The organism is Algoriphagus sp. A40 (assembly GCF_002002735.1).
Taxonomy (GTDB): domain Bacteria; phylum Bacteroidota; class Bacteroidia; order Cytophagales; family Cyclobacteriaceae; genus Algoriphagus.
Map to the genome: position 1 here is coordinate 167,767 of NZ_MUNY01000078.1, position 26,152 is coordinate 193,918.

Here is a 26,152-nt window from a genome sequence, read left to right on the forward strand (position 1 = left end):
TTTTCAATGTATATCGGGGTTTATATTTCGTCTAATTTATTGGTCTTGGATAAAAGAAGATAGTCCGCAATGACCAATGCTGCCATAGCTTCCACAATTGGTACTGCACGAGGTACAACACAGGGATCATGACGGCCTTTCCCACTGACAATGACTGTTTCTCCAGCTTCGTTGAGTGATTCCTGATCCTGCATGATGGTGGCAACAGGCTTGAAAGCTACCCGAAAGTAGATGTCTTCTCCGTTGCTGATTCCGCCTTGGATGCCTCCTGAGTGATTGGTTATAGTATGAATTTTTTCACCTTCCATGACAAAGGTGTCGTTGTGCTGGGAGCCTCTCATCTTGACTCCTTCGAATCCACTTCCGTATTCAAATCCTTTCACGGCATTGATGCTGAGCATAGCCTTGCCCAATTCGGCATGGAGCCGATCGAAAACAGGCTCCCCAAGGCCAGGAGGGGTGTTTTTGATTACACAGGTGACTACTCCTCCGATGGTGTCTCGCTCTAATCGAACAGTGTCGATGAGTGATATCATCCTTTCGGCCATTTCCGGATCGGGGCATCGGACGATATTTTCCTCCGCCAGATCGAGATTAAGTTCTGAGTAATTTTTTTCCAGTGTCAAATCTCCGACCTGTGAAACAAAGGCCTGGACACTGATTCCTTTTGCGGCTAAAAATTGCTTTGCGATAGCACCACCTGCAACTCTTGCTGCCGTTTCACGTGCGCTGGAGCGACCTCCGCCACGATAGTCCCTGATTCCGTACTTTTCAAAATAGGTGTAATCGGCGTGAGAAGGGCGGAATTTATCTGCGATATGGGAATAGTCTTTACTTTTTTGATCAGAATTCTGGATCACAATCCCGATGGGAGTGCCGGTAGTTTTTCCCTCAAAAACCCCGGATAGAATTTCAATTTCGTCTTCTTCCTTGCGCTGAGTGGTGATTTTGGATTGGCCTGGCTTTCTGCGCTGCATTTCCTGGCGGATTTTCTCCTCATCCAATTCCAGACCTGCCGGACATCCTTCCACAATAGCTCCCAAAGCTTTTCCGTGTGATTCACCAAAAGTGGTGATCCTGAAAAGCTTGCCAAATGAATTTCCCATTATTTTTTCTTGATTATCAGGACCGCCAGCAGGGCGACAGCTCCCAAAAGGAGCACGTTGATTACGGTCGTAAAATAGTATTTATATTGCTCGTTTGAAAACTGATTGCTTTCAGAATCGATCTTGTCGTATATCCCTCCAAGTCTCTGTCCCGAAAGTGCCTGATTTACCTTGCTTTCTCCAGTGACAATGATTTTTGCCTGAGGTTTGAGCGTATCATAGACGGCTCTCAAGGGATCAAAATATATCCATTGGAAATGATCATCCAGTTCGTAATTCCCTGCTTCGTTGATGGTGATGTAATAGTTGAATTCTTTGATTCCGGAAACCCGACTGTATCCCCGGTTAATTTGTTGCCGGACATTCGGGTCGAAGGTATCCAGGTTGGTACCACCCGTCAGCCGTTTTGGAGGTGACACTGCATTGATGTTTCCCACCCCATTGATTCCAAAATTGTATTCAAATCCCTTTCCGGTTTCCACTTCCAAGGAGCTTATATTTTCCCTTAATTGGAACACACCCACACTTACTTCGTTTTTCAGCGGATGGGGAGGAAGTGGTTTTACTGTGATTGTTTGGGGACTGGAATAGAAGGTCTTAAAATCTTCCTGTCGGCTTGCGCCAAAAAAGGTCGGATTTTTGGCAATCCTGTATTTGATCATTTCCCATGGAACTCGGGGAATTTCTATTGTGCCTTCGGAAAAAGGAAAAAATGAGGCCTCATAAACCTTAAATCTCATCCATCTTTTTCCCTGGATATCCACCACTTCCGGTTCGATGTTGGTGATGTTGAAATTTTCCTCCCAGGCATTGTTGGGTTTGAGGTTTTTCAGGATAGCATCCAGTTGCCGACCAGGCTCATAAAACTGAAAAGGGGCCTGATTTTGTTCAGACATGTAAAATGCCACATTGAGATTGAAGCCCTCACCGGCAAATATTTCTTTCTTGTCCACCGATACAGAAAAGAACGCATCGTCTTCCAGTTCGACAAATTCTGGCTCCTCGGCTGGTCGGCCAAAGAAATCTGCAAAAGGATCCACGGCATTTCCCCCAAATCCCTGATTGTTGACAGGATCTCCAACGCTGATAGTTTTTCCTGGGGAGGAAAAAGATTCCCCATTGATCAAAACGGTGAAATTTTCAAGACTGTACTGGCCTTTTCGGATTGGCTTGTAATATTGAATAATACTGTTGGAGCTGCTCATTTGTCCATTGATGATATTCATGGACGATGACTGTGAAATGCCCTGCTTCTGAAATCCCTGGATTTCGGGAAATTGGTCGTAGGATTTGATTTTGTCGTTGGAGAGGGTGACTTTGATGGTAAACGTCTCATTAAGGCCTATTTCATCTGGACCCAATTCTATTTGGACATTCTGGGCTTGTGAAATTTTCACAAGAAAGAAAGCTAGGCATACGAAAGCAAGACGGAGCATCGTTGTGGACATGGACGCGAAAGTAGGGATAATTCTAATCTTAAGGGGTTCAAAAATAACGTAACATCTTGGGAAAAGCCCTCGTTTGCTTCCTTAAAATCAGTTAATAAACCCAAATCATGACAGCCATGCTAGAATATGTGAAGACCATTTTGCAAAAAGTAAGTTTTAGTAAGTATTTGTTTGAAAGGGAATTGAAAAAAGGAATTCGGTATTTGATGCCTACTGAAATTGAGGAGTTTAGAGATTGGTGTTACGAGTCATTTGGTCCCAGCCATCAGCCAATCCTCAACCGGTATTTTAGACCTGCCTATTAATGAGTGAAAATGAAAAAGCCCTGATTTTTTGAATTCCAGGGCTTTTTGTTGTGGTTGATTGTTTTTTATTGGTTAATCTTTTGCTGCAAAGTCCGGATAGGCACGCATGGCGTGCTCGTTGATATCCAAGCCCTCTATTTCTTCTTTTTCATCAACACGGATTCCGACAGTTTTCTTAAGGACAAAGAAGATCAGAAATGCAGTGGCAAAGCAGAATGCGCCTACTGCACCAATTCCGATCAGCTGAGAAATCACTTGATTCATCCCAGCTAGGTTTCCAAATAGGCCGACTGCCAAGGTTCCCCAAACTCCTCCCACCAAATGGACAGAAATGGCTCCAACCGGATCGTCGATTTTAATTTTGTCAAAGAATACGACTCCGAATACAACTAGCCCTCCGCCGATCAAGCCGATGAATACCGAATCCAACACGCTCATTTGATCTGCTCCGGCTGTGATTCCTACCAATCCTGCAAGGATGCCATTGAGCACCATGGTGATGTCATAGGTTTTGAATTTCAGATAAGAGATGAACAGTGCACCAACTGCTCCTGAGGCGGCAGAGATGGATGTAGTGACAAAAACTTTGGAAACGATGCCTGGATTAGCACTCAGTACAGATCCACCGTTGAATCCAAACCAGCCAAACCAAAGAAGAAACACCCCGATCGTGGCCATGGAAAGATTATGTCCCGGGATAGCCTTCATCCCCTGAGGGGTATACTTGCCAATCCTTGGGCCCAAAAGGAAAGCTCCTACCAATGCTGCCCAACCACCCACAGAGTGGACGATTGTGGACCCTGCGAAATCATAGAATGGAGTCTCCAGCGTATTCAGGAATCCTCCCCCCCATTTCCACATACCCACGATTGGGTAAATGAATGCAACATACAAAATCGAAAAGGTGATAAATGGTCCGAGTTTTACCCGCTCAGCGACAGCTCCGGATACAATGGTTGCAGCTGTGGCTGCAAACATCGCCTGGAAAAGGAAGTCGGTGAAATAAGTATAGCCAGCATTGTAATTGCTGCTATCCCAGCCCTCAGGGGCACTCAATCCAAATCCGGCAAACCCGAAGAATCCCCCGGCGAATTCAGCTCCTGGGTACATCAGATTGAACCCGACCATAGCGTAAGTCAGTAATCCGATGACGGGAATAATCGTGTTTTTAAATAAGATGTTGACGGCGTTTTTTGACCGGGTAAGTCCAGACTCAAGTGTAGCGAATCCGAGGTTCATGATGAATACCATCGTGGTGGCGATCATCATCCAGAGGTTGTTGACCGTGAAGAGGTCAGTTACAGGTATTTCTTCCATAAGTTTATTAGGTGAGGTGGTTTGGAATTGATCTTAAAGTGCAGCTTCTCCGGTTTCGTTATTTCGGATTCGATAGGCTTCCTGGACATCATAGACAAAGATTTTCCCATCACCTATCTCTCCTGTTTTTCCCTCGGTTAGGATGCATTGGATCACAGCAGGAGAGAGATCGTCCGGCACTACGATTTCCAGTTTCGTGCGGGGGATATAAGTTGGTTCGTAGGCCACCCCACGGTACATTTCCTGGCGGGCATGTTCAAATCCCATCCCCTTGATTTCATAAAAAGAGAGAAAGTTGACTCCCAGTTTGGAAATGCAAGTGTGGATCTGATCAAAGCGAGAGGTGCGGATGATCGCTTCTATTTTTTTCATTTTCACAATAGGTTAAGTGGTTTTTTGTGATATCAGCATGAAAGTAAGATAAATATTGCGCCAAAGTAAAAAACAGGATAAAAAAATAACCAATTATGAATAAAAAAATGTTTTAAAAATCAAAAATGGTGTTGAAATGATTCTAAAGGTTGAAAAAAGATTCAAATAATGTGGACAATAGGGGTTAATATGAACCAAATAGAATTAAAAATATTCGATTTGCCTACGGAGGATAAAAACTTAATTTTGTGACCGTTTTTAAATACGCCCATGACTAAAAAACCAACGCTTTTGGTATTGGCCGCCGGAATAGGCAGCCGATACGGAGGAAACAAACAAATTGACGGATTTGGCCCCAGCGGGGAAACCATCCTGGAATACTCGATTTTTGATGCCATCCGTGCCGGATTTGGCAAGGTGGTCTTTATCGTAAGACAGGAGATTCTCGAAGTGGCCAAAGAAAAATTTATGCCCAAACTCGAAGGCAAGATTGAAGTGGATTGGGTGATTCAGTCCCTAGACAGTTTTGTTCCTGACGAATTGAAGCAAGCAGAAAGAGTGAAACCTTTCGGAACAGCACATGCGGTACTTTGTGCAAAAGATGCCATCAAGGAGCCTTTCGCAGTCATCAATGCCGATGATTTTTATGGAAAAGAAGCGTTTGAGGTTTTGGGGAAATTTCTTTCCAGCGAAGTTCGCCCTGACCTTCACGCCATGGTTGGCTATGCGATCCAGAATGTCCTTTCTGAAAACGGTACAGTAAGCCGCGGAGTCTGTGAAACCAATGAAAAGGGTCAACTTATCGGCATGGTTGAGAGAACTTCCATTGCCCGGGAAGGGGAAAAGATTGTGAGCCGTGGAGAAGGAGAAGTATTGGAAATCGCTGAAAATACGCCGGTAAGTATGAATTTTTGGGGCTTCCATCAGGACGTTTTCGCTGACATCGAGCAGATGTGGAATGAATTTCTTCCCGCCAACCTGAGCAATCTGAAGTCCGAATTTTATATCCCAACAGTCGCCAACAACCTGATAAAGGCGAAAAAAGCGGCTTTTGAGATTCTTCCGGGAGGAAAGACTTGGTTTGGGGTGACTTATACCGAGGACCGGCCAGTGGTGATCGAGGCACTGAAAAGACTGCATCAAGAAGGAGAATATCCAGCAGATATGTGGAAATAAGAGAAAGAGGCTTCGGCCTCTTTTTTATTTCAATCAAATCGTAACCAAAACGGTAACATTTAAGTAAATTTGATAATGCGGGTTATTGCTGTCATGACTCTAAAGGAATGGTGGGTTAACTATCCGAAGGCAAAGCAAAGTCTCTTGGCTTGGTATGAAGAGGCAGTTTCCGCAGATTGGCATAATCCAAATGAATTGAAATCGCAATTTCAAAATGCTTCGATTTTCTCGGACAAAAGAGTGATTTTCAATATCCACGGTAATTCATTTCGATTGATTGTGGACATTGAATACCGATTGAAAATTGTTTTCATCGTGTGGTTTGGAACTCATCAGGTATACGACAGAATAGACTCAAAAATCATCAGATATGCTAAAGCCAATAAAAAATAACAACGAGTATGAGGACGCCTTGGAGCGTGCTTACGATCTATTGCAAATAGATCTGGTTCCAAATTCTAATAAGTCCGATGAACTGGAAGTATTATCGATTTTAATTAAGGAATATGAAAACGACCATTTTCCAATTCCAAAACCTCACCCAATAGAGGCAATCAAGTTTCGCTTGGATCAATTGGGAATCTCTGAGTCTGAACTTTCTGATATTCTTGGCGCACGGTCTAGAAAATCGGAAATCCTCTCCGGAAAGCGAAAACTGAGTCTAGCTATGATCCGCAAGCTCAATGAGAAACTGAAAATCTCTGCTGAGATCTTGATTAGGGAATATTAAATCGGAAAGAGGCTTAGGCCTCTTTTTTACTTTTTAACCTCCCCTTTTTCCACTTCGAAAAACTTCACTTCCGCGTCCAGTTTTCCCAAGATCTTTTTGGATCGCTCTGGTCTCGCATCGGTCAGGAAGATCTGCCCAAATGTACCTTTGGAGATCAATTCCATCAGTTTGGCGATTCGCTCATCATCCAGTTTGTCAAAAATATCATCGAGTAAGAGCAGCGGTTTTTCACCTTTGTACTCCTCAAAAATCTGAAACTGCGCCAGTTTCAGGGCGATGATAAAGGACTTTTGCTGACCTTGGCTTCCAATCTTCCGGATGGAGTGTTCCCCGATCATGAAGTCGTAACCGTCTTTGTGAATTCCGGCATTGCTGTTTTTGGTGGCGAGATCCTTTTGCCGCAGACTCTGAAAATATGCTGAAAAATCGGGTCTCAACGCTTCGGTTTGATAGCTTACGGAAACTTCTTCGGTGCCATTGGAGATCTCAGAGTAATGATCCTGAAGAAGGAATGACATCTGTTCTAATAATTCCGCTCTTCGGTTTGCCAAAATCATACTCAGGCGAATAAGCTCTTGGTCGTAGCTTCCAAGCAAAGTCAAATCCCTTCTTCCAGTTTCTGCAAACTGCTTTAGCAAAGCATTCCGCTGCTTGAGAAAGTGGTGGTATCGGATCAGTTGATCGAGATAAGGATGATCCAGCTGGGAAATCAATCCGTCAAAAAACTTCCGCCTACCTTCGCTTCCTCCTTTGATCAGTTCGGTGTCGTCCGGTGCGATCAAAACCAAAGGAATCATCCCGACATGCTCGCTGGTTTTGTCCAGCGCTTTGCCATTTTGATAGACCAATTTCTTTTTTCCTGCTTCAAAAGTGCAGCGGACTTCAAGTGACTTTTCTTCGATTTGAAAATTCCCTTTGATCGCAAAAAAGTCCTGCCCATGAGAGATGTTCAGGGTATCACTGCTCTGCACTGCACTTTTGGTCAGGGACAGGTAGTGGATTGCATCCAGGATATTGGTTTTCCCGCTGCCGTTCAGTCCGGTAATGCAATTCAGCTCCGGGCTAAACTTCAGGTTGGTTTTGAGGTGGTTTTTAAACTGGATTAAATCAATGGACTCCAGATGCATGTAGCGGGAATTATTTTGGCGGTGGCCTGATTTTTAGGTCGGGATTGCTATATTTGGGGCCTAAAATAGCATATTTTGATCATTACGATATGGCAAAGAAAACTGCAGCGACCAAGTCAAAAGTAAAATATTCAAAGGAGACGTACAGCTTTTGGTATGAAAGCATGCTCTTAATGAGACGTTTTGAGGAGAAAGCGGGGCAACTTTACGGTCAGCAAAAAATCCGGGGATTCTGTCACTTGTATATCGGCCAGGAGGCATGTGCTTCTGGTTCAATCAGTGCTTTGACCAAAGATGATAAGTGGATTACCGCCTACAGATGTCATGCTCACCCACTTGGATTGGGTACTGATCCGGGTGCTATCATGGCAGAATTGTTTGGCAAAGCCACCGGCACCACCAAAGGAAAGGGCGGATCGATGCACATTTTTGACAAAGAAAGAAATTTTGCAGGGGGTCACGGAATCGTAGGTGCGCAGGTGCCGATGGGTTTGGGACTGGGCTTTGCTGAAAAATACAAGGGGACAAAAAACCTTGCTATCTGCTACATGGGAGATGGCGCAGTCCGTCAGGGTGCAGTTCACGAATCATTGAACTTGGCGATGCTGTATAAAACCCCGGTGATTTTCGTAATCGAAAACAACGGATATGCCATGGGGACTTCTGTGGCAAGAACTTCCAATGTAACTGAGCTCTATAAGATAGGTGAGGCTTACGATATCCCTTCTTTCCCTGTAGATGGAATGAACGTGGAGGCGATCCACGAAGCGGTGTCTGAAGCTGCGGAAAGAGCAAGAAGAGGCGATGGCCCGACCTTGTTGGAGTTTAGAACCTACCGATACAAAGGGCACTCGATGTCAGATCCTCAAAAATACCGTACCAAAGAGGAGGTAGAGGAATACAAGCAGCGTGATCCGATCGAGCAGGTGTTGGCCACAATCAGAGAAAACAAGATCCTCACTGAAGAGGAAATAGATGCAATTGTGAAGAAAGTCAAAAAGCAGGTGGATGATGCGGTAAAATTTGCTGAAGAGTCTCCGCTGCCTGATGGAATGGACGCATTCAAAGACGTCTATGTCCAGGAAGATTATCCATTTGTAATGGAATAAAACCAAGTTTGAATCTATTGAAAGCCATGAAGTCTTTCCGATTTCATGGCTTTTTTGTGAGGACTTGTGTATTTGATAAAAACCGTATATTTGCGACCGAAATTTGAGTAACATGGCGACTAAGCAATCTAAAAAAGCAAACCAAAACGAAGTACTTGAAAACCCGGAAGTACTCGCAGAGCGAATCGGAAGAGGCGAGGCTTTTTTGAAGCACAATAGTAAAGTACTTGGCGGAGTATTGGCTGCGGCCGTAATCCTGATCGGTGGAATTCTTTTCTTCCAGATCAACAACCAAAATCAGAATGAAAAGGCTCAGGCTGAAATGTTTCAGGCGGTCTATTTCTTTGAGCAGGACAGTGTCGATTTTGCATTGAACGGTGACGGCATCAATAAAGGCTTATTGAGCATTGTGGAAGAATATCCAAGAACTGATGCGGCCAATTTGGCACACTTCTACTTAGGTTCTATCTACCTTTCTCAGAAAAACTTCCAGGATGCACTGACTCATTTGGAGGATTTCTCTTCTGATGATTACCTGGTTCAGTCCAAAGCTTATTCCCTTGTGGGTGATGCCAACCTTGAGCTGGGAAACCTTGATGAAGCAATTTCAAGCTACACCAAAGCAGCCCGTACCAACGAAAATAAATACACTACTCCTAAATATCTGGCGAAACTAGCCGTGGCTCAGGAAGAGGCAGGTAAGGTTGCAGAAGCGGTTGCTACCTACACTGAGATCGAGGAAAAATACTACGAGTCATTTGAATATGCCGCTGCACGAAAACACAAAGCTCGCTTAGAAGGCCTTGCCGCTAAGTAATGCCGGTGTTTACCGCATCAATTAGAAGAGTAAGGCCCTGAGGTCTTACTCTTTTTTTGTTCAATCCATTCCCAAATTAAAATTTCATGGCAACTTCCCTCAAAAGCCTAAGTGAGCACAGCTCCAAAAACATTCAGGACATCAGTTCCAAAAAATTCGCAATAATCGTTTCAGAATGGAATGAAGAGGTGACTGAAGCACTTTATTCAGGTGCCTACCAGACTTTGCTTCAGCATGGAGCAAAAAAAGAAAACATCATCCGCAAAAATGTACCGGGTTCATTCGAACTCACCTTGAGTGCCCAGTGGTGCGCTCAGGATGAAAGCATCGACGCCGTACTTTGTTTGGGTTGCGTCATTCAGGGCGAAACGCGCCACTTTGACTTTATCTGTGATGCAGTAGCACACGGGATCACCAATGTTAGCTTGAAATACAACAAGCCCGTGATCTTTGGAGTCTTGACTCCTAATACCCAAAAGCAGGCGATGGACAGAGCTGGAGGAAAGCACGGCAACAAGGGAGACGAAGCAGCGATCACCGCCATCAAAATGCTTGGATTTTAATTCAGAAACCTATTTTCCTATAATTAATTAGACCCTATGAAAATCATGAAATTCGGGGGCACCTCTGTGGGCCGCCCTGAGCGAATGCATCAGGTGAAAGACCTGATTACCCGAGGCGATGAACCTACTATTGTGGTATTGTCCGCACTTTCCGGTACCACCAATGCCTTGGTAGGAATCGGCGAGGCATTGGCAGCTGGGGATAAAGCCCTAGCAAAGGGGCGCATTGATACGCTTCATGCCCATTACTTGGCCTTTTATCCGGCATTGCTGAAAAAGGAATTTACCAAGGCAAAAGCGGAAGAAATCATCCGGGAGCACTTTGAATTCCTGAATATTCTGCTGAAAATCTCCTTTAATGAGGCCATTAATCGGGACATCCTTGCACAGGGAGAATTGCTTTCAACAAAGTTGTTTTATACCCTTCTGGAGGAATTGGAAATCCCTGCGGTTTTCCTTCCTGCATTGGACTTCATGAGCATTGATGAGAATTCCGAACCTGAATTGGGCAAGATTTCTGAGAAGCTCACGGCAATTTTGGCAAAAAATCCTGATGGAAGACTTTTCATCACCCAAGGCTATATCTGCAAAAACCATAAAAATGAAGTCGATAATCTGAAGCGAGGCGGAAGTGATTACACTGCGTCCCTGATTGCAGCAGCTATCAAGGCTTCGGTTTGTGAGATTTGGACAGACATCGATGGCATGCACAACAATGATCCTCGGATCGTTGATAGAACCCGTCCGATCGCTGAGCTTTCATTTGATGAAGCTGCTGAGTTGGCCTATTTCGGAGCAAAAATCCTCCATCCGGCATCTATCTGGCCAGCTCAATTGTACAATGTTCCGGTGAGATTGCTCAATACCATGGAGCCTAGTGCTCACGGAACTCTTATCAAAGAGAAAGTAGAAACGACAGGAGTCAAAGCAATCGCAGCAAAAGACGGCATCACTGCGGTAAAGATAAAATCAAGCCGAATGCTTTTGGCTTACGGTTTCTTGAGAAGGATTTTCGAAGTTTTTGAAAAGTATAAGACTCCGATCGACATGATCACTACCTCAGAAGTGGCGGTTTCTGTGACAATCGATGACTTGAGCCATTTGGATCAGATCATGGCCGAACTTCAGACCTTGGGCACTGTGGAAGTTGATCAAAATCAAGCCATCATCTGTATCGTCGGCAATATGGTTTCCGAAACCAAAGGAGCGATTAAATCCGTGATGGATTCTTTGGTGGACATTCCTGTTAGAATGGTTTCTTATGGAGGAAGCCGCCATAATGTATCAATTCTGGTTGATGCGAAATACAAAGTGCAGGCCTTGAAGAGCCTGAATGATGGAGTATTTACCTGGAATAATTGAAAGATTGTCAAATTACCTTTCAGATTTATGTGAATGGATCTGAGATTTTCAATTTCAAAAGTTTGAGCCGGATATTTTGTCCGGCTCTTTTCTTTAGAATCATTCTGCATACTTTTGCAACATGCCAGAACAGAACGAGACTCCCGGATTTCTTCAGCGATTGCAAACCAAATGGAAACTGGAAAGCCTTTTCCAAGTGGTGATGGTTTTGGTGGTATTTGCGTTTACCGGATTTACCATTTTGTTTATCAAAAACCCAATTCTGAACTTCTTTGGAGTGGAGCGGGGCGGAGGCCAAGGATTCCTGAATACCGTTTTATACCTGCTGCTGGTTCTTCCGCTTTATCAGATTTTCCTGCTGATTTATGGGTTTATTTTTGGGCAATTCAAGTTTTTCTGGGAAAAGGAAAAGCAAATTTTTAAAAGAATTGCGGGAGTTTTTTCCCGGAAAAAGTAATCAGCTAAAAGCGTTTTTTTTTGTATTTCCTTCTAAATAGACTAAATCTATCTTGCTTGTAATTCGGTAGCATTTTTGCTACATTTCATTGTGAAAGTAAAAGACTTGCTTAAGATCTTGAAAGAAGATGGCTGGTTTGAGAAAAACCAAAAAGGAAGTCATTTACAACTTGAGCATCTAAGTAAAAAAGGTAAAGTTACAGTTCCAATACATGGTGGAGATATTCCAAAAGGGACATTAAATGCAATTCTAAAGCAAGCTGGACTAAAATAGACTGGTATGGAAACAATTGATTTGATTATCGAAAAGGCGGAAAAAAAGCTGTGGGGTAGGGTTGAATACCGTGATAATTTAATAACTGAGGTCGCCGAATCCGTTAATGAGCTTGAGGAAAAAATCAAAGCTTTACTTTGGGATTTTGAAAACCTTGATCCTGCCTCAGTTCAATTCAATCATTTGTATGACATGTATTCTCTTTTCCAACAGTTTGACTACCTAAATATTAGTAAAGTGGCTATTCAGGCTGGAATGAATCCAAGTCTTTTAAGACAATATTCCTCTGGAGTAAAAAGCCCATCGGCTGAGCAGGCAAAAAAAATTGAAGACACGCTACACCGATTAGCGAAAGAATTGAAGGGAGTTAGCGTTTTTGTAGGCGAGTAAAAAATTCAAGAAATCCTACTCCAATTCACCGCTGTCGTCTTCTGTTGCTTCACCTGTCTTAGAATTGGGGCATTATCCTGCTGAAGGAACTCTGGATCATTGGCTAAAAGTTGTTGGGCGGCATCCCTCGCCAAAGTCAGGATCGGCGCATCTTTGCTCAGATCAGCAATCAGCAAGTCCGTAATCCCGCTCTGCTGTGTCCCCATCATATCTCCGGGTCCCCTCAACCTCAAATCCACGTCGGCAATTTCGAACCCATCATTGGTCCTTACCATCGTTTCCAATCGAACTCTTGAATCCTTGGACAGTTCGTATTTGCTCATCAATACACAATAACTCTGCTCCGCCCCACGTCCTACGCGACCCCTGAGCTGATGAAGTTGAGATAGCCCAAAGCGTTCGGCATTTTCGATGATCATGACTGAGGCATTGGGGACGTTTACACCTACTTCTATGACAGTGGTCGCGACCATGATCTTGGTTTCGCCTTTGATGAAGCGCTGCATTTCATAATCCTTCGCGTCGGATTTCATACCCCCATGGACGATGCTGAGAGGATATTGTGGAAAAGCTCTCGCAATGCTTTCATACCCATCCATCAGATTTTTCAAATCCATGGTTTCTGACTCCTCGATGAGTGGATAAACAATATAAACCTGTCTACCCTTTTTGACTTCTTCATTGATAAACCCAAAGACTTTTAAGCGATCCTTGTCGTAGCGATGCACAGTTTGAATGGGTTTTCGGCCTGCCGGTAGTTCGTCTATGACTGACACATCCAAGTCGCCATATAGGGTCATGGCCAGTGTCCTGGGAATTGGCGTGGCCGTCATCACCAAGACATGTGGAAGGAATTCTTCATTTTTCGCCCAAAGCTTGGCCCGTTGTGCTACGCCAAATCGGTGTTGTTCATCGACTATGGCCAGGCCGAGGTTTTGGAACTGCACCACATCTTCGAGCAAAGCATGGGTTCCGATGAGGATTTTCAAATCACCGTTGAGCAATTCCTCGTGAATTATTTTTCGGGCAGATTTCTTCGCTGAGCCGGTCAGCAATGCGATCTTCAACCCCATCATGTCGGCAAATTTCTTCAGGCCTTCGTAATGCTGATTGGCCAAAATCTCGGTTGGCGCCATAAGGCAGGCCTGCGCACCGGAACTGATGGCAATCAGCATGCAGATAAAAGCCACCATAGTCTTGCCGCTACCCACATCACCCTGAATCAGTCGGTTCATCTGTTTGCCTGATTTCATATCCGCAAAGGCCTCCCGGATTACCCGTTTCTGAGCGCCGGTGAGTTCAAAGGGAATGTGGTTTTTGTAAAAATCCGTCAGCAGTTCTGTGTTTGCTAAAATCTGTCCCCTGGATTTTTCGGTCCTTGTCACTTTCATCATCAGCAAACGGAGCTGCAAATAAAAAAACTCCTCAAATTTCAGGCGCTTTCTCGCTCGCTGAAGTAATTCAGGAGCTGTAGGAAAATGGATCTGTCGGATGGATTCCTGCTTGCCGATCAATTGGTATTGATGCAGGATTTCGGGTGAAAGTGTCTCCGGTATTTGGGAATAAACCTGGGGAACCAATTGCTCCAAAATCCTTGAAATCCCTCTTGAATCAAGAAATCTAACCCTGAGTTTTTCGGTCGTGGAATAGACTGGCTGAAAATTGTTCCGTTTTTCATTGGCAGCAGTCACAGGTTCCATTTCGGGATGAGCCATGCTCCATTTTCTCCCATACTGGGCAGGTTTTCCCAAGAAAATGTACGCCGCGCCGGGAAGAAGTTTTTTCTGAACCCATTGAATTCCCTTGAACCAGGTCATTTCCATTTCCCCGGTATCGTCAAAAACATGGGCAACCAGACGTTTCTTTCCTCCGGTTCCTACAAGTTCAATCTTTTTGATTCTGGCGATGACCTGGACATTTTCCAGTTCCTCAGACTGTTCCCTGATTTTAAAGAATTTGGTGCGGTCTTCGTAGCGGAAGGGATAGTGCTGAAGCATATCCCCATAGGTAAAAATATTCAGCTCTTTTTTCAGCAATTCGGCCTTTTGGGGGCCGACGCCTTTGAGGTATTCGATTCGGGTATCAAAAATTCCTGACAAGTGTGCTGGTTTTTGGAAAAAGCAAATTAAGATCCTGACAGGTCAAAACCCAAAGGTTTGAAATCAATTGTCTGTTTTCAAAATTTGAATTCAGTGACCATTTCCCAAATCCCCTTTAACTTTTCTCTATTTTCCTGCTGGCTTTGGAGTAAAATCATCTGATTTTTCGCCCGGTGGAAGTTTTGTTCAGGATAGCTGACCCGGTAGTAAATATTTCCCTGAAGATGGTCGGTAAAAAAGCGAAGTCCCATAATCAGTGTCATGATTTCCCCGCCAAACAGAATGGATTTGGTTTCTTCAGGTGAAGCAATTTCCTTCACACCTTCCCAGTAACCCTTGAGCAATTCTTCGAAAATCCCGGGAAGAACGCAGATTTCCTCCCAGTTGGTTGAGGTTTCCGGCAAACTGCAGGCCACAGTGCGGACCAAATCTCCGAAGTCATACATCAGAAATCCTCCCATCAGTGTATCCAGATCAATCAAGGCTTCCACTTTGGACAAATCCTCAGAGAAAATCAGGTTATTGATTTTGGTATCGTTGTGAGTGATCCTCATGGAAAGCTTGGTCAATTGATCCAGATACCATTCGATAAGGGGAAATTGATTGAGGTAGAAGTTAAGGATTTCAATTTCTTCAATTGAAAGAGAAGTGATTTCATGGCTAACTTCTTTAAGCTTCTGGTATCGGAGGTCAAGCCGGTGGAAATTGGGGATAGTTTCAAACATTTTTTCCCCACTGATATCCCTGCTCCAGCTGGCAAAATCACCGTATGCATGCGCAGCGATGTATGCTTGATTGGGATTTTCGATTTGCTGGAGGGTCTTCCCTTTGACAAAATCGAAAAGGCGGTATTTTCTCCCATCTATTTCAGTTAGCCCATTTCCTTGGTGGTTGAGTATAGGTAATGGTAGCAAAAATGGTAACGCATGAGTTTTGGAATGCTCACTCAATAAGGAAAGATTATGATCTATCCGCTCAGGGAAATTAAAAACAGCCTCATTAAATCCCTGAAGTACCCATTTATTTGTACCGTTTTCCACCAATAAAGTCTCATGAATCAATCCTTCGCCCAATGGATTGATAGTAATTGGCTGATTTTCAAGGATTGAATAAAATCGGGAGAGAGTTGTGGTCAGTTCAGAATTCATTATGCGAAAATAGGGAAGAAAAGAAAATTTGCTGATTTTGATTGCTTGAAAAGTAAAATGAAAAAGGAACGCTATTTTCGTCCATATTTTTCAAAAATATTAAAAAAGACTTTACCCCATTAAGAAAAAATTTCGTTAATTGTACGCCAGTTTAAAGCCAAACCCTATGAATGTAACTGCCTTAGATTGGGGCATCATTGCAGCCTTCTTTGTTATCTCTCTTGTGATTGGACTATTCTCTGCAAAAACAGCGGGCAGTTCAGCTAAAGAGTTTTTCCTTTCTGGTCGAAATATGCCCTGGTGGCTACTCGGGGTATCCATGGTAGCAACCACGTTTTCGGCGGACACTCCAAACTTGGTGACCGACATTGTTCGAAAAAACGGTGTTGCCGGCAACTGGGCATGGTGGGCATTTCTTCTTACAGGGATGTTAACCGTGTTTGTATATGCCAAGCTTTGGAGAAGATCTGAAGCCACAACCGACTTGGAGTTTTATGAAATGCGCTATTCCGGCAAAGGAGCCGCTTTTCTAAGAGCCTTCCGTGCAATTTATTTGGGTGTGTTTTTCAATGTGGTGATTATGGCGACTGTTTCCCTCGCTGCCATTAAAATCGGCGGGGTGATGTTGGGACTTTCCCCTGTCCAGACCCTGTTGATTGCCTCCATTGTGACGGTAGTGTACAGTTCCTTTGGCGGATTGAAAGGAGTTTTGTTGACAGACTTCTTCCAGTTTTTTATTGCGATGATTGGGTCCTTCGGAGCTGCCTATTATATCCTTGACCTTCCGGAAATCGGTTCTTTGAGTCAACTTCTATCTCATGAGGTGGTTGCCACTAAGCTCGATTTTATGCCGGATTTCAGTAATCCAAATATGTATATTCCACTTTTCCTTATGCCAATCGCTATCCAGTGGTGGGCTACTTGGTATCCGGGCGCCGAGCCTGGAGGAGGTGGATACATCGCACAGCGGATGCTTTCTGCGAAAGATGAGAAAAATGCCATCGGTGCTACCTTGTTTTTCAACATTGCACACTATGCGCTGAGACCTTGGCCATGGATCATTGTTGCTTTGGCTTCTTTGGTGGTTTTCCCGACAATAGCTGACCTGCAAGTCGCATTTCCTCACATTCCGGCGGATAAGATTGGTGATGATCTGGCCTATCCAGCGATGTTAAGTTTTCTTCCCACAGGGATGGTCGGTATTGTTTTAGCATCATTGATTGCAGCGGTGATGTCCACACTTTCCACTCACCTCAACTGGGGATCCAGCTACATTGTCAATGACTTTTACCTGAGATTTGTAAAGCCAGAAGCAACAGACAAGCAATTAGTAGCAGTAGGTAGAATCTCAACTGTAGGTTTGATGGTATTGTCAGCTATTTTGGCATTGGCCCTTTCTTCGGCTTTGGATGCATTTAATATTTTGCTTCAAATCGGTGCGGGAACAGGTATGATCTTCATCCTTCGCTGGTTTTGGTGGAGAATAAACGCTTACACAGAGATTTCCGCAATGGCTATTTCTTTTGTGGTTGCTATTTTCTTTGAAGTGATCAACCCAAAGGTGGGTTGGATCGCAATACCTGAAAATCAGATGTATTTGAAATTGGTTTACTCCGTTTCTATCACCACTGTGGGCTGGCTATTGGTTACGTTCCTAACCAAGCCTGAAAAAGACGAGGTGCTGCTTTCTTTTTATAGAAAAGTAACCCCTGCTGCTTATGGGTGGAAGAAGGTTCTTGACAGATATCCGGCTGAAAAGCAGGAACAAGGTCAATTGCCAAAAGAAATCGGACTGATGTTGGTAGGTACAGTAATGGTATATGCAGCACTTTTTTCCACGGGGTTCTATATCTATGGTAATGTGGTTGGAGGGACCATTGCGGCAGTGATTGCGCTCCTAGGCGGAGGCATTATTATCAAATCTTGGAAAAATCTTCATTGATTGGAAAATAGCTGAGAAATAATCACTTCGGTTTTATTCTCTAAAAAATTAAAATCCTGCCCCGATTCAATTTGGAGCAGGATTTTTTCTTTTCCGGGAAATGGGCTTGATTTCCCTAAAAGTAATTTCGCAAGGTCTCAGTCTATAAACTTCACCGAGTTCATTAAGTGAGTCATGTCGATTTTGATGTATTCAATAACCGGTGCCAATGAGTCGTTTTTCATTGCTGTGTTGAAATACAAAGCGCCACGAAGAAAGTGGTGGGTAGAATCCGTCACAAAAAATTGGAATTGGGTTGGGACTTCACCCGAAAGTTCAGCCACTACTGCGGTATATCCATTTGGAGTGATTAAAACTCCTTCTTCTATCCCATATGCCTTGATTTGATGCTTGGCTGTGAGCTTAAAGGCGTCATTGGATAAGGTCTCAAACTCGGCATTTCCTTCGCCGATTTTTTTGTAGGTCAGGTGTACTTTCGCTCCAAAATCTTTGTAATTCAGATTGATCCAAGCTTTTTCCGCCAGGTTAAAGGAATCGGGCTCAACCTGGCTGGCTGCTGAAAAATCCAGCTCATAAGGATAGTCTCCGGAGAGTTTTTCGAAGGAGTGATTGGGGAGGTCAATTTTGTTGTAGCCGGTAGGCTTGGGGAGCCAGGTGTTTTCACAAGCTGTCAAACCGATCAGGATCAGAGGCAAAGCCAACAAGTTCTTCATGGATCAAAATTAGACTTTCCATTTGAATTGAATTCGGAATAATGGAACTTTAACCACAAACCAAAATCACTTACCCATGAAAAAGACAATTAAACTTACCTTCGCAGCTTTTTTTTCTGTGACATTGATGCTTTTCGCCAGTATGGTCCAAGCCCAAACGACCAAAGAGGAATTTCTGGCCAAATGGGAAAACAGCAAAAAGTTCACCTTGGATGTATTGGCAAAAATGCCGGATTCAGGCATGGATTACAGGACAGACCCGGGAGCAATGACCTTCAAGGAACAAATTCACCACATCGGGATGGCCATTGTGGGCATTTCCCAAGGCTATCTTAAAGGTGCGGCAAATGGCCCGGAACTGGATGTAAAGACCGCTTCAAGAGCTGATTTGGCTAAATTTGTTGCTGAAGCGTATGACTACGGCGCTGCTAGCGTCAAGGCTCTGAGTGATGCAGATGCTGCTGAAAAAATCGAAGTCTTTGGAAGTACAGTGAGCCGGAGACAAATCGAGGCGCTTCTAATCGACCACAGCACCCATCACAGAGGTTCTGCCATCGCTTACCTCCGTGCCAATGGAGTTGAGCCTCCTGCTTTTGTGGGCTTTTAATCCGAACTGAAATTTTGAAATTGGGCAATGGAGTTGATTCCGTTGCCCATTGTTTTTGGTAAAAAAAAACAGCGGGACTCCCCGCTGCCTTTCGTTTAGTTGACCCAATCCAAAATTTTAAGAATATCTGCCCACTTCGAAGCCTTGGATTTCGATCGAAGTGTCTTTTTGTAGATGAAGTTCAGCCAGGATTTTTCCGGTGGCAGGTGCCAGGGAAATCCCCATCATCGAATGGCCGCTGCCAACCAGGACATTTTCATGTCCGGGTGCAAAACCGATATAGGGCAAACCGTCCGGAGAGCAGGGGCGGAGACCTTTCCAAATCTTGCTCTCCTCGGGAAACTTGGCTTTAAAGTCAGGATAGTATCGGTTGATGGATTCAAAGATTCCCTTCACTCGATTTTTGTTGATGGTTTGGTCAGTTCCGGCTATCTCCATCGTGCCGCCGAATCGGATGGTTCCTCCATACGGACTTACAGCTACTTTTTGCTCGGTCAAAATGGTGGCTTGCTTGATTTCGGGATTGTTTTCTTGCAGAAAAGAGTATCCTTTTCCTCCCATCATGGGAAGGGAAAAACCCAGCATTTCTGCTAATTCGCCTGACCAAGAACCTCCGCAGAGCAAGATTTTATCTGTCTCGATTTTACCCTGATCAGTGATAACGGCTTGAACCTTTGAATTTGATTTTTCAAAATCCAAAACCTGAGAATTGGTGAGGAATTTCACCCCTTTTTCCGCAAGGTGTTTTTTCAAAAATCCATATAAAGCACCCGGATCCAAATGCGCGTCACCTGGAAAAAGTACCGCTCCACGGGCTTTGAGCTCGAGGTTGGGTTCCACCTTTCGGATATCGGCAGGTGAAAGAATATCGGCTTCCAGTCCATATTTCCTTGCCAAGTGGGCAAATTCAATTTCTTCCTTTTCTACAGATTCAGTCTGGTAGGCCATCATCAACCCTTTTTCCTGCAAGGCCAAAGCTGCCTCCGGATGTTCGACTTTAAAATCCAGATAGAGTGCTTTACTGAGTAGACTGAGATTTTTTAAGAAAGGGATTGCTTTTTTGACCTGGGTTTCGTTGGCGGCTCTGAAGAAAAGAAAACACCACTTGGCCAGTTTCATATCTAGGCGAGGATGAATATAAAAGGGACTTTTGGAAGAAAACATCCAGGAAATTCCCTTACTGATCATCCCCGGAGCGGCCAATGGGATGATGTGGCTGGGCACAATCATTCCGGCATTGCCGGTGGAGCAATTCTCCCGAAGGTCCGTTCGGTCAATGACCGTAACTTCGATTCCTTCTTTGTTGAGAAAGTAGGCTGAAAACAAACCGACGATTCCACCGCCGATGATGAGAGTTGGTTTCATTATTAGAAGCAAGAACAAAGAACCAAGAGACAAGAAATTGAGCCTGGAAACCATCTTGGTTCTTGGCTCTTGAATCTTGCCTCTTTCAAATCACTTGGAATCCATGGACGTATGGGTCATCGTCGTCCAGGATGATGGTGTTGTATCCAAAAACTTTTGCCCAGCCTTCGATACTCGGAATGATGGCGGGCTTGCCGGCGATTTCGGTTACTTCCTCGATTCGGCCAATAAACTTGGAGCCGATGAAGCTTTCGTGGACAAATTCATCACCCGGTTTCAGCCAGCCTTTGGCAAACCATTGAGCCATTCGGGCTGAGGTGCCAGTCCCGCAAGGCGAGCGATCAATAGCTTTGTCGCCATAGAAAACTGCATTTCGCGCTGTGCTGGTTGGATCCAGAGTTTTTCCGGTCCAAAGAACATGCGAAAGTCCTCGAATCTTATCGTGTTCAGGATGAACAAACTCGTATTTCTCGTTCATTTTTTGGCGAAGATTTCTTGCCATCGAGATCAATTGCTCCGCTTTGTAATTCTCAATACCGGGGAAATTTTCCTGTGGATCGACAATGCAGTAGAAATTTCCACCATAGGCTACATCTACTCTCAATTTGCCAAGTTCTTCGATTTCGATTTCCAGATTTTCAGCCGCCAGAAAGCTTTTCACATTGGTCAGTTTGACAGATTTGACCTTTTTTCCCTCCTGCTTGTACTCAATAAGTACGAGTCCGGCTGGTGCTTCCATTCTCAGAAAGCCGGGCGTTTTCGGATGAATCAAGCCTTCTTCGATGGCAATGGTGATTGTGCCGATAGTCCCGTGTCCACACATGGGAAGACAGCCCGAAGTCTCGATGAAGAGTACCGCGAAGTCGTTTTCAGGGTCGTGTGGAGGGAAAAGCATGGAGCCAGACATCATGTCATGGCCACGGGGTTCAAACATCAATCCGGTGCGGATCCAGTCCAGATTTTCCAGAAAGTACTGGCGTTTTTCCAGCATGTTGTTGCCTTTCAGAAATGGGACTCCGCCTGAAACGACCCGGACGGGGTTACCGCAGGTATGGGCATCGATACAGCTAAACGTGTGACGTGAGGGCATTGAAGAGATTGAAAGATTCTAAAATTGGAAGATTGAGTTTTAAGGTTGGAAAGTTTTAGCGAAAACTATGTATTGGGAATTAGCGTCACTTTTTATCATCTGCTCGTAAATCGTAATTCGTAAATCAAAAATCCAAGTTCTTACTTCGTAAATCCGCCGTTAACCAATCTCCAAATCCCAAGCGGATTATCATCCCGCAAAGCATCTGGAAGCAAATCCTGCGGCATATCCTGAAAGGCAATCGGCCTTGCAAAACGCTTAATTGCATGGGCTCCAACAGAGGTGCCATGGGCTGAGGTGGTGGAGGGATAAGGTCCGCCATGCTGCATCGCAAATCCGACTTCAACTCCGGTCGGTACGCCTTTAAAGAGCAAACGGCCACATTTTTCTTCCAAAAGGTTGAGAAGGAAAAGCTGATTTTGAAGTTCCTCAGCATCAGCCCAAACCGTGATGGTCAGTTGGCCATGGAGTTTTTTGGTGATTTCCAGAAGTTCATCCTGGCTTTGGTAAACAACCATCATGGCAAAGGCTCCGAATACTTCTTTTTGGAAAACCGGATCTTTGAGCCAACTGGAAGCTTTGATTTCAGCCAGTGCAGTGCTCCCGTTGATCAGGTGCTTAGGGTCAGCAACTTTCACCCAACGAAGTTCCTCTCTTGATTGAAAATATTGGATCGAATCGTAATAGGCCTGGGCTATTCCCGGATGTAGCATCGGAGCAGAGGCGATATCATTAAGCTCGGTAGTGATGGCTTTTTCAAATTCTTTTGCCTGTGCCTCTGGGACGAAAATCAAACCCGGGTTGGTACAAAACTGGCCAACTCCCAAAGTGAGGGAAGCGATAAATGCCTTAGCCAAGGCATCATTTTCCTTTTCCAGTTTTTTCGGGAAAGTGAAAATAGGGTTTACAGAACCCATTTCTGCATAAACCGGAATCGGTTCTTCACGCTGATTGGCCAAGTCGAAAAGTGCCTTGCCTCCTACATGCGAACCTGTAAATGCCACAGCTTTTGCAATCGGATGCTTCACCAAAGCTTGCCCTTCGGCGATTCCGCCTTCAATATGCGTGAAAAGGGCAGATGGAAAACCAGCCTTCAAAATCGCCTGATGGATGCAATCCGCTACTTTTTTGGAAGTTTCAGGATGGGCAGGGTGTGCCTTATAAATTACCGGACAACCAGCAGCCAATGCTGAAATGGTATCTCCGCCTGCTGTAGAAAATGCGAGGGGAAAATTGCTTGCACCAAATACGATTACAGGACCAAGGGGAGTCAGAAATCTACGGATATCCGCTTTTGGAAGTGGTGTCCGACTTGGATCAGCGGGATCAATTGTAGCTTCTACCCAACTTCCTTCTTTGACCATGTTGGCAAAAAGCCGGATCTGACCCGTTGTTCTGCCTAATTCTCCATTGATCCGGCCCTCAGGGAGGTTTGATTCTTTGACAGCCAAAGGCACAATCTCAGCGCGATTGGATTCAAGTATTTCCGCCAAGGTTTCTAAAAACGCCCCCTTTTCTTTTCCGGGTACATTTTTATAGAAAAGAAAGGCTTCTTGAGCGGCGGTGAAGATTGGGTCGAAGTTCATCAGATTTAAAGATTGGAAAATTGAAAGATTGGAAAATTAGATTGGAGACCGAAGTGTTCTTCCGTCTTCCTCACAATTTCGGTCTTTTTGCCAAGCCTTCGGTAATGATTCCTTCGATTCTTTCTCTTTCTTCCCCGATCAAGGTTAATCTTGGGGCTCGTACGTGCTCTGAACCGATGCCACAATGCTGCTCGGCAAGCTTGATGTATTGGACGAGTTTAGGATGAATGTCCAGTTCCAACAATGGCAAAAACCAACGGTAGATTTCCCGAGCTTTTTCATTTTCACCTTTCTGGACCAGGTTGTAGATCGTCACAGTTTCCTTTGGAAAAGCACAAACCAGTCCGGCTACCCATCCTACAGCGCCCATCAGCAATTCTTCCATTGCCAAAGTATCAACTCCACATAGGATCTGAAACCGATCGCCGAAGCGGTTGATCATTCGTGTGACGTTGGAAATATCTCGGGTAGATTCTTTTACGGCTTGGATATTCGGACATTCAGCGAGCTCGGCAAACATATCCAAGGTCACCAAAGTCTTGTAATCCACCGGATTGTTGTAGATCATCATTGGAAGTTTGGTGGAGTTGGCGACAGTTTTGAAGTAAGTCACCACCTCTCTAGCGTCTGCGGCATAGCGCATCGGAGGCAAGATCATGAGGCCGGAAGCACCCAATTCTTCTGCTTTCTTAGCCCAGAAAAGTGCATCCTGAGTAGCTCCTTCAGCGATATTGAGTATCACAGGTACTTTGCCCTTGATGTATTTTACAGTCTCCGCAGTGAGGGTGATTTTCTCTTCCTGCGACAATACTGAGCTTTCACCCAACGTGCCGCCAAGGATGATTCCGTGGACTCCGGATTCCAACTGGAAATCCAGATTTTTGAAGAAAAGATCCATGTCCAGACTTCCGTCTGCGTGAAATTTGGTTGTAACAGCCGGGAATACGCCTTTCCAATTCATAGTTTTTTGAATTTAACCACAGAGAAGACTGAGGATTTAAGTAATGATTATTGATTCAAAATTAAGAGAGACTACTTTGGTAATCTTTCACAGGATTAATACATATTGATACTATATTGATCATTTATAAAATTTTAGCTTTTATTATTATATAATTTGATACTAGTTTTGATCCATGGCAAAAGTTATTTCCTTCCAGATTCCAAAATCCCAGCAGGAGTTTGTCCGATTTCAGGAGGACCGGGGAAGGCATTTTTACGACAAGCTTCACCAGCATCCCCAGTTGCAGTTGACAGTGATTTTGGAGGGAAAAGGGCAATTTTTCAGCGGGGATTTTGTGGGAAGGTTTCAGGCAGGAGATGTATACTTTCTGGGTGAAAATGCCCCGCATGTCTTTCGGAGTGATCCGGAATATTTTGAGGTGGAAAGTGAACTGAATTCCTCCGGGAATACGATTTTTTTTGATTTCGCAGTTTTGGGCAAGGCTCTTGGCGAATTGGAGGATTTGCAGTCTCTCCGCAAATTCAAGGATTTCACGGGCTCGTGCTTTCAGATTTTTGGAGAAAGCAAAAACGAAATTTTGGAGATTTTTGAGGATTTCCCCGGAAGTTCTGGCTTGATCCGGTTTCAGTTAGCAATAAAGCTGTTGTCCATTTTGGACCGCTCAGGTGAAAATCTCCTTGCTCTAAATCGTCCGACTCTGATGCGGGGCCTTTCGGAACGGGATGGTAAAAGGATGGATCAAGTGATGCAATTTTTGCTGGAAAACCGCTTTGGACAGATCACGCTTGAAGAAACTGCCGAAAAGGCAAATCTAAGTAAGGAGGCTTTTTGCCGTTTTTTTAAACTTCGGACCCGGAAGACTTTCACACAATATGTCCTTCAGCTCCGGATCAATGAAGCCCAAAAGCTGCTTGAGGAAACAGATCTTGGGATTTCTGAGATTGCGTTCAAGGTGGGATTTGAAAATTTATCCTATTTCAACCGCTCATTCAAAGCCATCCTGGGCAAGTCACCCCGGGAATTCCGAAAATAGAGGAAGCTATTTTTACTTCCAGCTCCCCTTTTTGGGGAAAAGTGTACCCTTTCAGGAAGCAGGTTGAGGATTATTGTTTTTTTAAAATTTTCCATAAAATCTATCCAACTAACTAGTATTGAGTGTTTTTCAGGACTTTTCCTCTGCGAAAAAAGGTTTTTTGAATCAAGGCACTCGGTTTGGATTCCTAGATAGAAATCAATAGAAATCATGAAAAAAATTTACTTCGCCTCTTTTGCTCTGCTTTTAAGTTTAAACGCTGTTGCGCAAACAGAACGAAATCTTGAGGATATCAATCAAACCAATTCCTGGTTGAAAGTAGGTGCACTGATCGCGGCACCCTCAGGTCCTGTGGCTGATCATTCCTCATTTGTATTTGGGTTGGATGTTGCCGCCCAGTTTTTAAGAACCAACAATTTTGGTGTTGGTATTGCCACTGGGTATTCCAAATATTTTGAGAAGTCCGATACCCCTGAATTTCAGGGAATGAATGATGGCTTTGGAGCCATTCCCTTGGGTTTGATGCTCCGGTACTATCCAAAACCCGAGGGTATATTTGTGGGGACTGATATAGGCTATACTTTTCTCTCGGGCGTTACTTCAGAAAATAAAGGCGGTGGCTATGTGAGACCGATGTTAGGTTACCACAATTACACATGGAACGTTTTTGCTTACTACAATCATATTGTTAGGCCTGAGACCACCATTGATATCCAGAGTATCGGTCTTGCAATGACCTATAATATCAGATTTAAATAATTTCTACCGATCCCAAAATGAAAGCTTCTAAGACTTTTGGCTTTTTAGCCACTGCACTATTTTCCGGGTTGGCACTGATTAATTCAGTTTTGGCACAGGACAAAGATCTTGACATCAAAATTGATCTCAATCCTGAACCGGTTTGGTACGAGCAAACCTGGCTTATCGTAGCAGGTGGTGCCGCAGTATTTATCCTTATACTGGTCGCGATTTTGAAGAATAACGGCAAAAAAATAGGATAAAGTGTAAGAGTCGGATTTTCGGATCCGGCTCTTTATTTTTTTGATCTAATGT

General features: G+C 44.2%; 28 protein-coding genes. 16 read left to right on the forward strand and 12 right to left on the reverse strand.

The genetic code is table 11. The features are described from left to right. Positions 1-20: 20 nt before the first annotated feature. Positions 21-1,106 carry a chorismate synthase gene (aroC, locus tag B0E43_RS20635; protein ID WP_077353276.1) on the reverse strand — a complete coding sequence of 362 codons (1,086 nt, stop codon included), beginning with the start codon at positions 1,104-1,106 and terminating at the stop codon, positions 21-23. Beyond that, positions 1,106-2,542 (reverse strand): BatD family protein, encoded by a 1,437-nt coding sequence (locus B0E43_RS20640; RefSeq protein ID WP_254423481.1) that lies wholly within the window; start codon positions 2,540-2,542, stop codon positions 1,106-1,108. The genes aroC and B0E43_RS20640 overlap by 1 nt, the downstream gene beginning before the upstream one ends. A 128-nt stretch (positions 2,543-2,670) precedes the next feature. Here B0E43_RS20640 and B0E43_RS20645 point away from each other — a divergent pair, with 128 nt between their 5' ends. Then, a complete protein-coding gene (locus B0E43_RS20645) occupies positions 2,671-2,859 on the forward strand; it encodes a hypothetical protein (RefSeq protein ID WP_077353514.1) in 189 nt (62 codons plus the stop codon). Positions 2,860-2,931: 72 nt separating this feature from the next. Here the strand turns inward: B0E43_RS20645 and B0E43_RS20650 are convergent, their stop codons facing one another. Both B0E43_RS20650 and B0E43_RS20655 read right to left on the reverse strand, forming a co-directional pair. Next, complete coding sequence (locus tag B0E43_RS20650) at positions 2,932-4,176, reverse strand: ammonium transporter (protein WP_077353278.1); 1,245 nt, start codon at positions 4,174-4,176, stop codon at positions 2,932-2,934. Between the two features lie 33 nt (positions 4,177-4,209). After that, a complete protein-coding gene (locus B0E43_RS20655; RefSeq protein WP_077353279.1) occupies positions 4,210-4,548 on the reverse strand; it encodes a P-II family nitrogen regulator in 339 nt (112 codons plus the stop codon). Between the two features lie 270 nt (positions 4,549-4,818). Between B0E43_RS20655 and B0E43_RS20660 the strand changes: the two genes are divergently transcribed. The 3 genes from B0E43_RS20660 (at position 4,819) to B0E43_RS20670 (ending at position 6,454) form a co-directional block, all read left to right on the forward strand. Beyond that, a complete protein-coding gene (locus tag B0E43_RS20660) occupies positions 4,819-5,724 on the forward strand; it encodes a sugar phosphate nucleotidyltransferase (protein ID WP_077353280.1) in 906 nt (301 codons plus the stop codon). 75 nt (positions 5,725-5,799) lie between these two features. Then, positions 5,800-6,117, forward strand: coding sequence for a type II toxin-antitoxin system HigB family toxin (locus B0E43_RS20665; protein WP_077353281.1), 318 nt, complete (start codon positions 5,800-5,802; stop codon positions 6,115-6,117). Beyond that, positions 6,095-6,454: a type II toxin-antitoxin system HigA family antitoxin gene (locus B0E43_RS20670; protein WP_077353282.1), complete on the forward strand. Its 360-nt coding sequence runs from the start codon at positions 6,095-6,097 to the stop codon at positions 6,452-6,454. Before B0E43_RS20665 ends, B0E43_RS20670 begins: the two co-directional genes overlap by 23 nt. A 26-nt stretch (positions 6,455-6,480) precedes the next feature. Here B0E43_RS20670 and B0E43_RS20675 read toward each other — a convergent pair whose 3' ends face one another. Continuing rightward, positions 6,481-7,581 carry a DNA replication/repair protein RecF gene (locus B0E43_RS20675; RefSeq protein ID WP_077353283.1) on the reverse strand — a complete coding sequence of 367 codons (1,101 nt, stop codon included), beginning with the start codon at positions 7,579-7,581 and terminating at the stop codon, positions 6,481-6,483. Positions 7,582-7,670: 89 nt separating this feature from the next. On the opposite strand from B0E43_RS20675, the gene pdhA reads away from it, so the two are divergent. From pdhA to B0E43_RS20710, 7 genes are all read left to right on the forward strand, one after another. After that, the gene (gene pdhA, locus B0E43_RS20680; protein ID WP_077353284.1) at positions 7,671-8,690 is read left to right on the forward strand and encodes a pyruvate dehydrogenase (acetyl-transferring) E1 component subunit alpha; all 1,020 of its coding nucleotides are present in this window, start codon (positions 7,671-7,673) and stop codon (positions 8,688-8,690) included. A gap of 112 nt (positions 8,691-8,802) precedes the next feature. Beyond that, a complete protein-coding gene (locus tag B0E43_RS20685; protein ID WP_077353285.1) occupies positions 8,803-9,507 on the forward strand; it encodes a tetratricopeptide repeat protein in 705 nt (234 codons plus the stop codon). 86 nt (positions 9,508-9,593) lie between these two features. Beyond that, entirely contained in the window at positions 9,594-10,070 is a 477-nt protein-coding gene (ribH, locus tag B0E43_RS20690; protein ID WP_077353286.1) for a 6,7-dimethyl-8-ribityllumazine synthase, read from the forward strand. 36 nt (positions 10,071-10,106) lie between these two features. Next, complete coding sequence (locus B0E43_RS20695; protein WP_077353287.1) at positions 10,107-11,432, forward strand: aspartate kinase; 1,326 nt, start codon at positions 10,107-10,109, stop codon at positions 11,430-11,432. Positions 11,433-11,553: 121 nt separating this feature from the next. Then, complete coding sequence (locus B0E43_RS20700) at positions 11,554-11,889, forward strand: DUF6787 family protein (protein WP_077353288.1); 336 nt, start codon at positions 11,554-11,556, stop codon at positions 11,887-11,889. Between the two features lie 90 nt (positions 11,890-11,979). After that, positions 11,980-12,162: a type II toxin-antitoxin system HicA family toxin gene (locus tag B0E43_RS20705; RefSeq protein ID WP_077353289.1), complete on the forward strand. Its 183-nt coding sequence runs from the start codon at positions 11,980-11,982 to the stop codon at positions 12,160-12,162. Between the two features lie 6 nt (positions 12,163-12,168). Then, positions 12,169-12,552, forward strand: a complete 384-nt coding sequence (locus tag B0E43_RS20710; RefSeq protein ID WP_077353290.1) for a hypothetical protein — start codon at positions 12,169-12,171, stop codon at positions 12,550-12,552. A 5-nt stretch (positions 12,553-12,557) separates the two neighbouring features. Here B0E43_RS20710 and recG read toward each other — a convergent pair whose 3' ends face one another. Beyond that, a complete protein-coding gene (recG, locus tag B0E43_RS20715) occupies positions 12,558-14,651 on the reverse strand; it encodes an ATP-dependent DNA helicase RecG (RefSeq protein WP_077353291.1) in 2,094 nt (697 codons plus the stop codon). A gap of 77 nt (positions 14,652-14,728) precedes the next feature. Next, positions 14,729-15,799, reverse strand: coding sequence for a phosphotransferase enzyme family protein (locus B0E43_RS20720; RefSeq protein WP_077353292.1), 1,071 nt, complete (start codon positions 15,797-15,799; stop codon positions 14,729-14,731). 166 nt (positions 15,800-15,965) lie between these two features. On the opposite strand from B0E43_RS20720, the gene B0E43_RS20725 reads away from it, so the two are divergent. Next, positions 15,966-17,741 carry a sodium:solute symporter family protein gene (locus B0E43_RS20725; protein WP_077353293.1) on the forward strand — a complete coding sequence of 592 codons (1,776 nt, stop codon included), beginning with the start codon at positions 15,966-15,968 and terminating at the stop codon, positions 17,739-17,741. 137 nt (positions 17,742-17,878) lie between these two features. Here B0E43_RS20725 and gldD read toward each other — a convergent pair whose 3' ends face one another. Next, positions 17,879-18,454 (reverse strand): gliding motility lipoprotein GldD, encoded by a 576-nt coding sequence (gldD, locus tag B0E43_RS20730; protein WP_077353294.1) that lies wholly within the window; start codon positions 18,452-18,454, stop codon positions 17,879-17,881. Positions 18,455-18,530: 76 nt separating this feature from the next. On the opposite strand from gldD, the gene B0E43_RS20735 reads away from it, so the two are divergent. Continuing rightward, on the forward strand, positions 18,531-19,061 hold the full coding sequence (locus B0E43_RS20735; RefSeq protein ID WP_077353295.1) for a DinB family protein: 531 nt from the start codon (positions 18,531-18,533) through the stop codon (positions 19,059-19,061). Between the two features lie 117 nt (positions 19,062-19,178). Here B0E43_RS20735 and B0E43_RS20740 read toward each other — a convergent pair whose 3' ends face one another. The 4 genes from B0E43_RS20740 to B0E43_RS20755 form a co-directional block, all read right to left on the reverse strand. Next, positions 19,179-20,426 carry an FAD-binding oxidoreductase gene (locus B0E43_RS20740; protein WP_077353515.1) on the reverse strand — a complete coding sequence of 416 codons (1,248 nt, stop codon included), beginning with the start codon at positions 20,424-20,426 and terminating at the stop codon, positions 19,179-19,181. 85 nt (positions 20,427-20,511) lie between these two features. After that, positions 20,512-21,516 (reverse strand): 4-hydroxyproline epimerase, encoded by a 1,005-nt coding sequence (locus tag B0E43_RS20745; protein WP_077353296.1) that lies wholly within the window; start codon positions 21,514-21,516, stop codon positions 20,512-20,514. 140 nt (positions 21,517-21,656) lie between these two features. Continuing rightward, a complete protein-coding gene (locus B0E43_RS20750) occupies positions 21,657-23,102 on the reverse strand; it encodes an aldehyde dehydrogenase (NADP(+)) (RefSeq protein WP_077353297.1) in 1,446 nt (481 codons plus the stop codon). A gap of 70 nt (positions 23,103-23,172) precedes the next feature. After that, the gene (locus tag B0E43_RS20755; RefSeq protein ID WP_077353298.1) at positions 23,173-24,063 is read right to left on the reverse strand and encodes a dihydrodipicolinate synthase family protein; all 891 of its coding nucleotides are present in this window, start codon (positions 24,061-24,063) and stop codon (positions 23,173-23,175) included. Positions 24,064-24,238: 175 nt separating this feature from the next. On the opposite strand from B0E43_RS20755, the gene B0E43_RS20760 reads away from it, so the two are divergent. The 3 genes from B0E43_RS20760 to B0E43_RS20770 all read left to right on the forward strand — a co-directional run bounded on the left by B0E43_RS20760 (position 24,239) and on the right by B0E43_RS20770 (position 26,100). After that, positions 24,239-25,099 (forward strand): AraC family transcriptional regulator, encoded by an 861-nt coding sequence (locus B0E43_RS20760; protein WP_077353299.1) that lies wholly within the window; start codon positions 24,239-24,241, stop codon positions 25,097-25,099. A 210-nt stretch (positions 25,100-25,309) separates the two neighbouring features. Continuing rightward, the gene (locus B0E43_RS20765) at positions 25,310-25,858 is read left to right on the forward strand and encodes a hypothetical protein (RefSeq protein ID WP_077353300.1); all 549 of its coding nucleotides are present in this window, start codon (positions 25,310-25,312) and stop codon (positions 25,856-25,858) included. Positions 25,859-25,875: 17 nt separating this feature from the next. Beyond that, positions 25,876-26,100 (forward strand): hypothetical protein, encoded by a 225-nt coding sequence (locus B0E43_RS20770; RefSeq protein ID WP_077353301.1) that lies wholly within the window; start codon positions 25,876-25,878, stop codon positions 26,098-26,100. Positions 26,101-26,152 lie beyond the last annotated feature (52 nt).

What these genes read in the sequence shown, in the direction of transcription:
- aroC (WP_077353276.1), bottom strand. Translation starts at nt 1,106, where the DNA reads ATGGGAAATTCATTTGGCAAGCTTTTCAGGATCACCACTTTTGGTGAA.
- B0E43_RS20640 (WP_254423481.1), bottom strand. Translation starts at nt 2,542, where the DNA reads ATGCTCCGTCTTGCTTTCGTATGCCTAGCTTTCTTTCTTGTGAAAATT.
- B0E43_RS20645 (WP_077353514.1), top strand. Translation starts at nt 2,671, where the DNA reads ATGCTAGAATATGTGAAGACCATTTTGCAAAAAGTAAGTTTTAGTAAG.
- B0E43_RS20650 (WP_077353278.1), bottom strand. Translation starts at nt 4,176, where the DNA reads ATGGAAGAAATACCTGTAACTGACCTCTTCACGGTCAACAACCTCTGG.
- B0E43_RS20655 (WP_077353279.1), bottom strand. Translation starts at nt 4,548, where the DNA reads ATGAAAAAAATAGAAGCGATCATCCGCACCTCTCGCTTTGATCAGATC.
- B0E43_RS20660 (WP_077353280.1), top strand. Translation starts at nt 4,819, where the DNA reads ATGACTAAAAAACCAACGCTTTTGGTATTGGCCGCCGGAATAGGCAGC.
- B0E43_RS20665 (WP_077353281.1), top strand. Translation starts at nt 5,800, where the DNA reads ATGCGGGTTATTGCTGTCATGACTCTAAAGGAATGGTGGGTTAACTAT.
- B0E43_RS20670 (WP_077353282.1), top strand. Translation starts at nt 6,095, where the DNA reads ATGCTAAAGCCAATAAAAAATAACAACGAGTATGAGGACGCCTTGGAG.
- B0E43_RS20675 (WP_077353283.1), bottom strand. Translation starts at nt 7,581, where the DNA reads ATGCATCTGGAGTCCATTGATTTAATCCAGTTTAAAAACCACCTCAAA.
- pdhA (WP_077353284.1), top strand. Translation starts at nt 7,671, where the DNA reads ATGGCAAAGAAAACTGCAGCGACCAAGTCAAAAGTAAAATATTCAAAG.
- B0E43_RS20685 (WP_077353285.1), top strand. Translation starts at nt 8,803, where the DNA reads ATGGCGACTAAGCAATCTAAAAAAGCAAACCAAAACGAAGTACTTGAA.
- ribH (WP_077353286.1), top strand. Translation starts at nt 9,594, where the DNA reads ATGGCAACTTCCCTCAAAAGCCTAAGTGAGCACAGCTCCAAAAACATT.
- B0E43_RS20695 (WP_077353287.1), top strand. Translation starts at nt 10,107, where the DNA reads ATGAAAATCATGAAATTCGGGGGCACCTCTGTGGGCCGCCCTGAGCGA.
- B0E43_RS20700 (WP_077353288.1), top strand. Translation starts at nt 11,554, where the DNA reads ATGCCAGAACAGAACGAGACTCCCGGATTTCTTCAGCGATTGCAAACC.
- B0E43_RS20710 (WP_077353290.1), top strand. Translation starts at nt 12,169, where the DNA reads ATGGAAACAATTGATTTGATTATCGAAAAGGCGGAAAAAAAGCTGTGG.
- B0E43_RS20720 (WP_077353292.1), bottom strand. Translation starts at nt 15,799, where the DNA reads ATGAATTCTGAACTGACCACAACTCTCTCCCGATTTTATTCAATCCTT.
- B0E43_RS20725 (WP_077353293.1), top strand. Translation starts at nt 15,966, where the DNA reads ATGAATGTAACTGCCTTAGATTGGGGCATCATTGCAGCCTTCTTTGTT.
- gldD (WP_077353294.1), bottom strand. Translation starts at nt 18,454, where the DNA reads ATGAAGAACTTGTTGGCTTTGCCTCTGATCCTGATCGGTTTGACAGCT.
- B0E43_RS20735 (WP_077353295.1), top strand. Translation starts at nt 18,531, where the DNA reads ATGAAAAAGACAATTAAACTTACCTTCGCAGCTTTTTTTTCTGTGACA.
- B0E43_RS20740 (WP_077353515.1), bottom strand. Translation starts at nt 20,426, where the DNA reads ATGAAACCAACTCTCATCATCGGCGGTGGAATCGTCGGTTTGTTTTCA.
- B0E43_RS20745 (WP_077353296.1), bottom strand. Translation starts at nt 21,516, where the DNA reads ATGCCCTCACGTCACACGTTTAGCTGTATCGATGCCCATACCTGCGGT.
- B0E43_RS20750 (WP_077353297.1), bottom strand. Translation starts at nt 23,102, where the DNA reads ATGAACTTCGACCCAATCTTCACCGCCGCTCAAGAAGCCTTTCTTTTC.
- B0E43_RS20755 (WP_077353298.1), bottom strand. Translation starts at nt 24,063, where the DNA reads ATGAATTGGAAAGGCGTATTCCCGGCTGTTACAACCAAATTTCACGCA.
- B0E43_RS20760 (WP_077353299.1), top strand. Translation starts at nt 24,239, where the DNA reads ATGGCAAAAGTTATTTCCTTCCAGATTCCAAAATCCCAGCAGGAGTTT.
- B0E43_RS20765 (WP_077353300.1), top strand. Translation starts at nt 25,310, where the DNA reads ATGAAAAAAATTTACTTCGCCTCTTTTGCTCTGCTTTTAAGTTTAAAC.
- B0E43_RS20770 (WP_077353301.1), top strand. Translation starts at nt 25,876, where the DNA reads ATGAAAGCTTCTAAGACTTTTGGCTTTTTAGCCACTGCACTATTTTCC.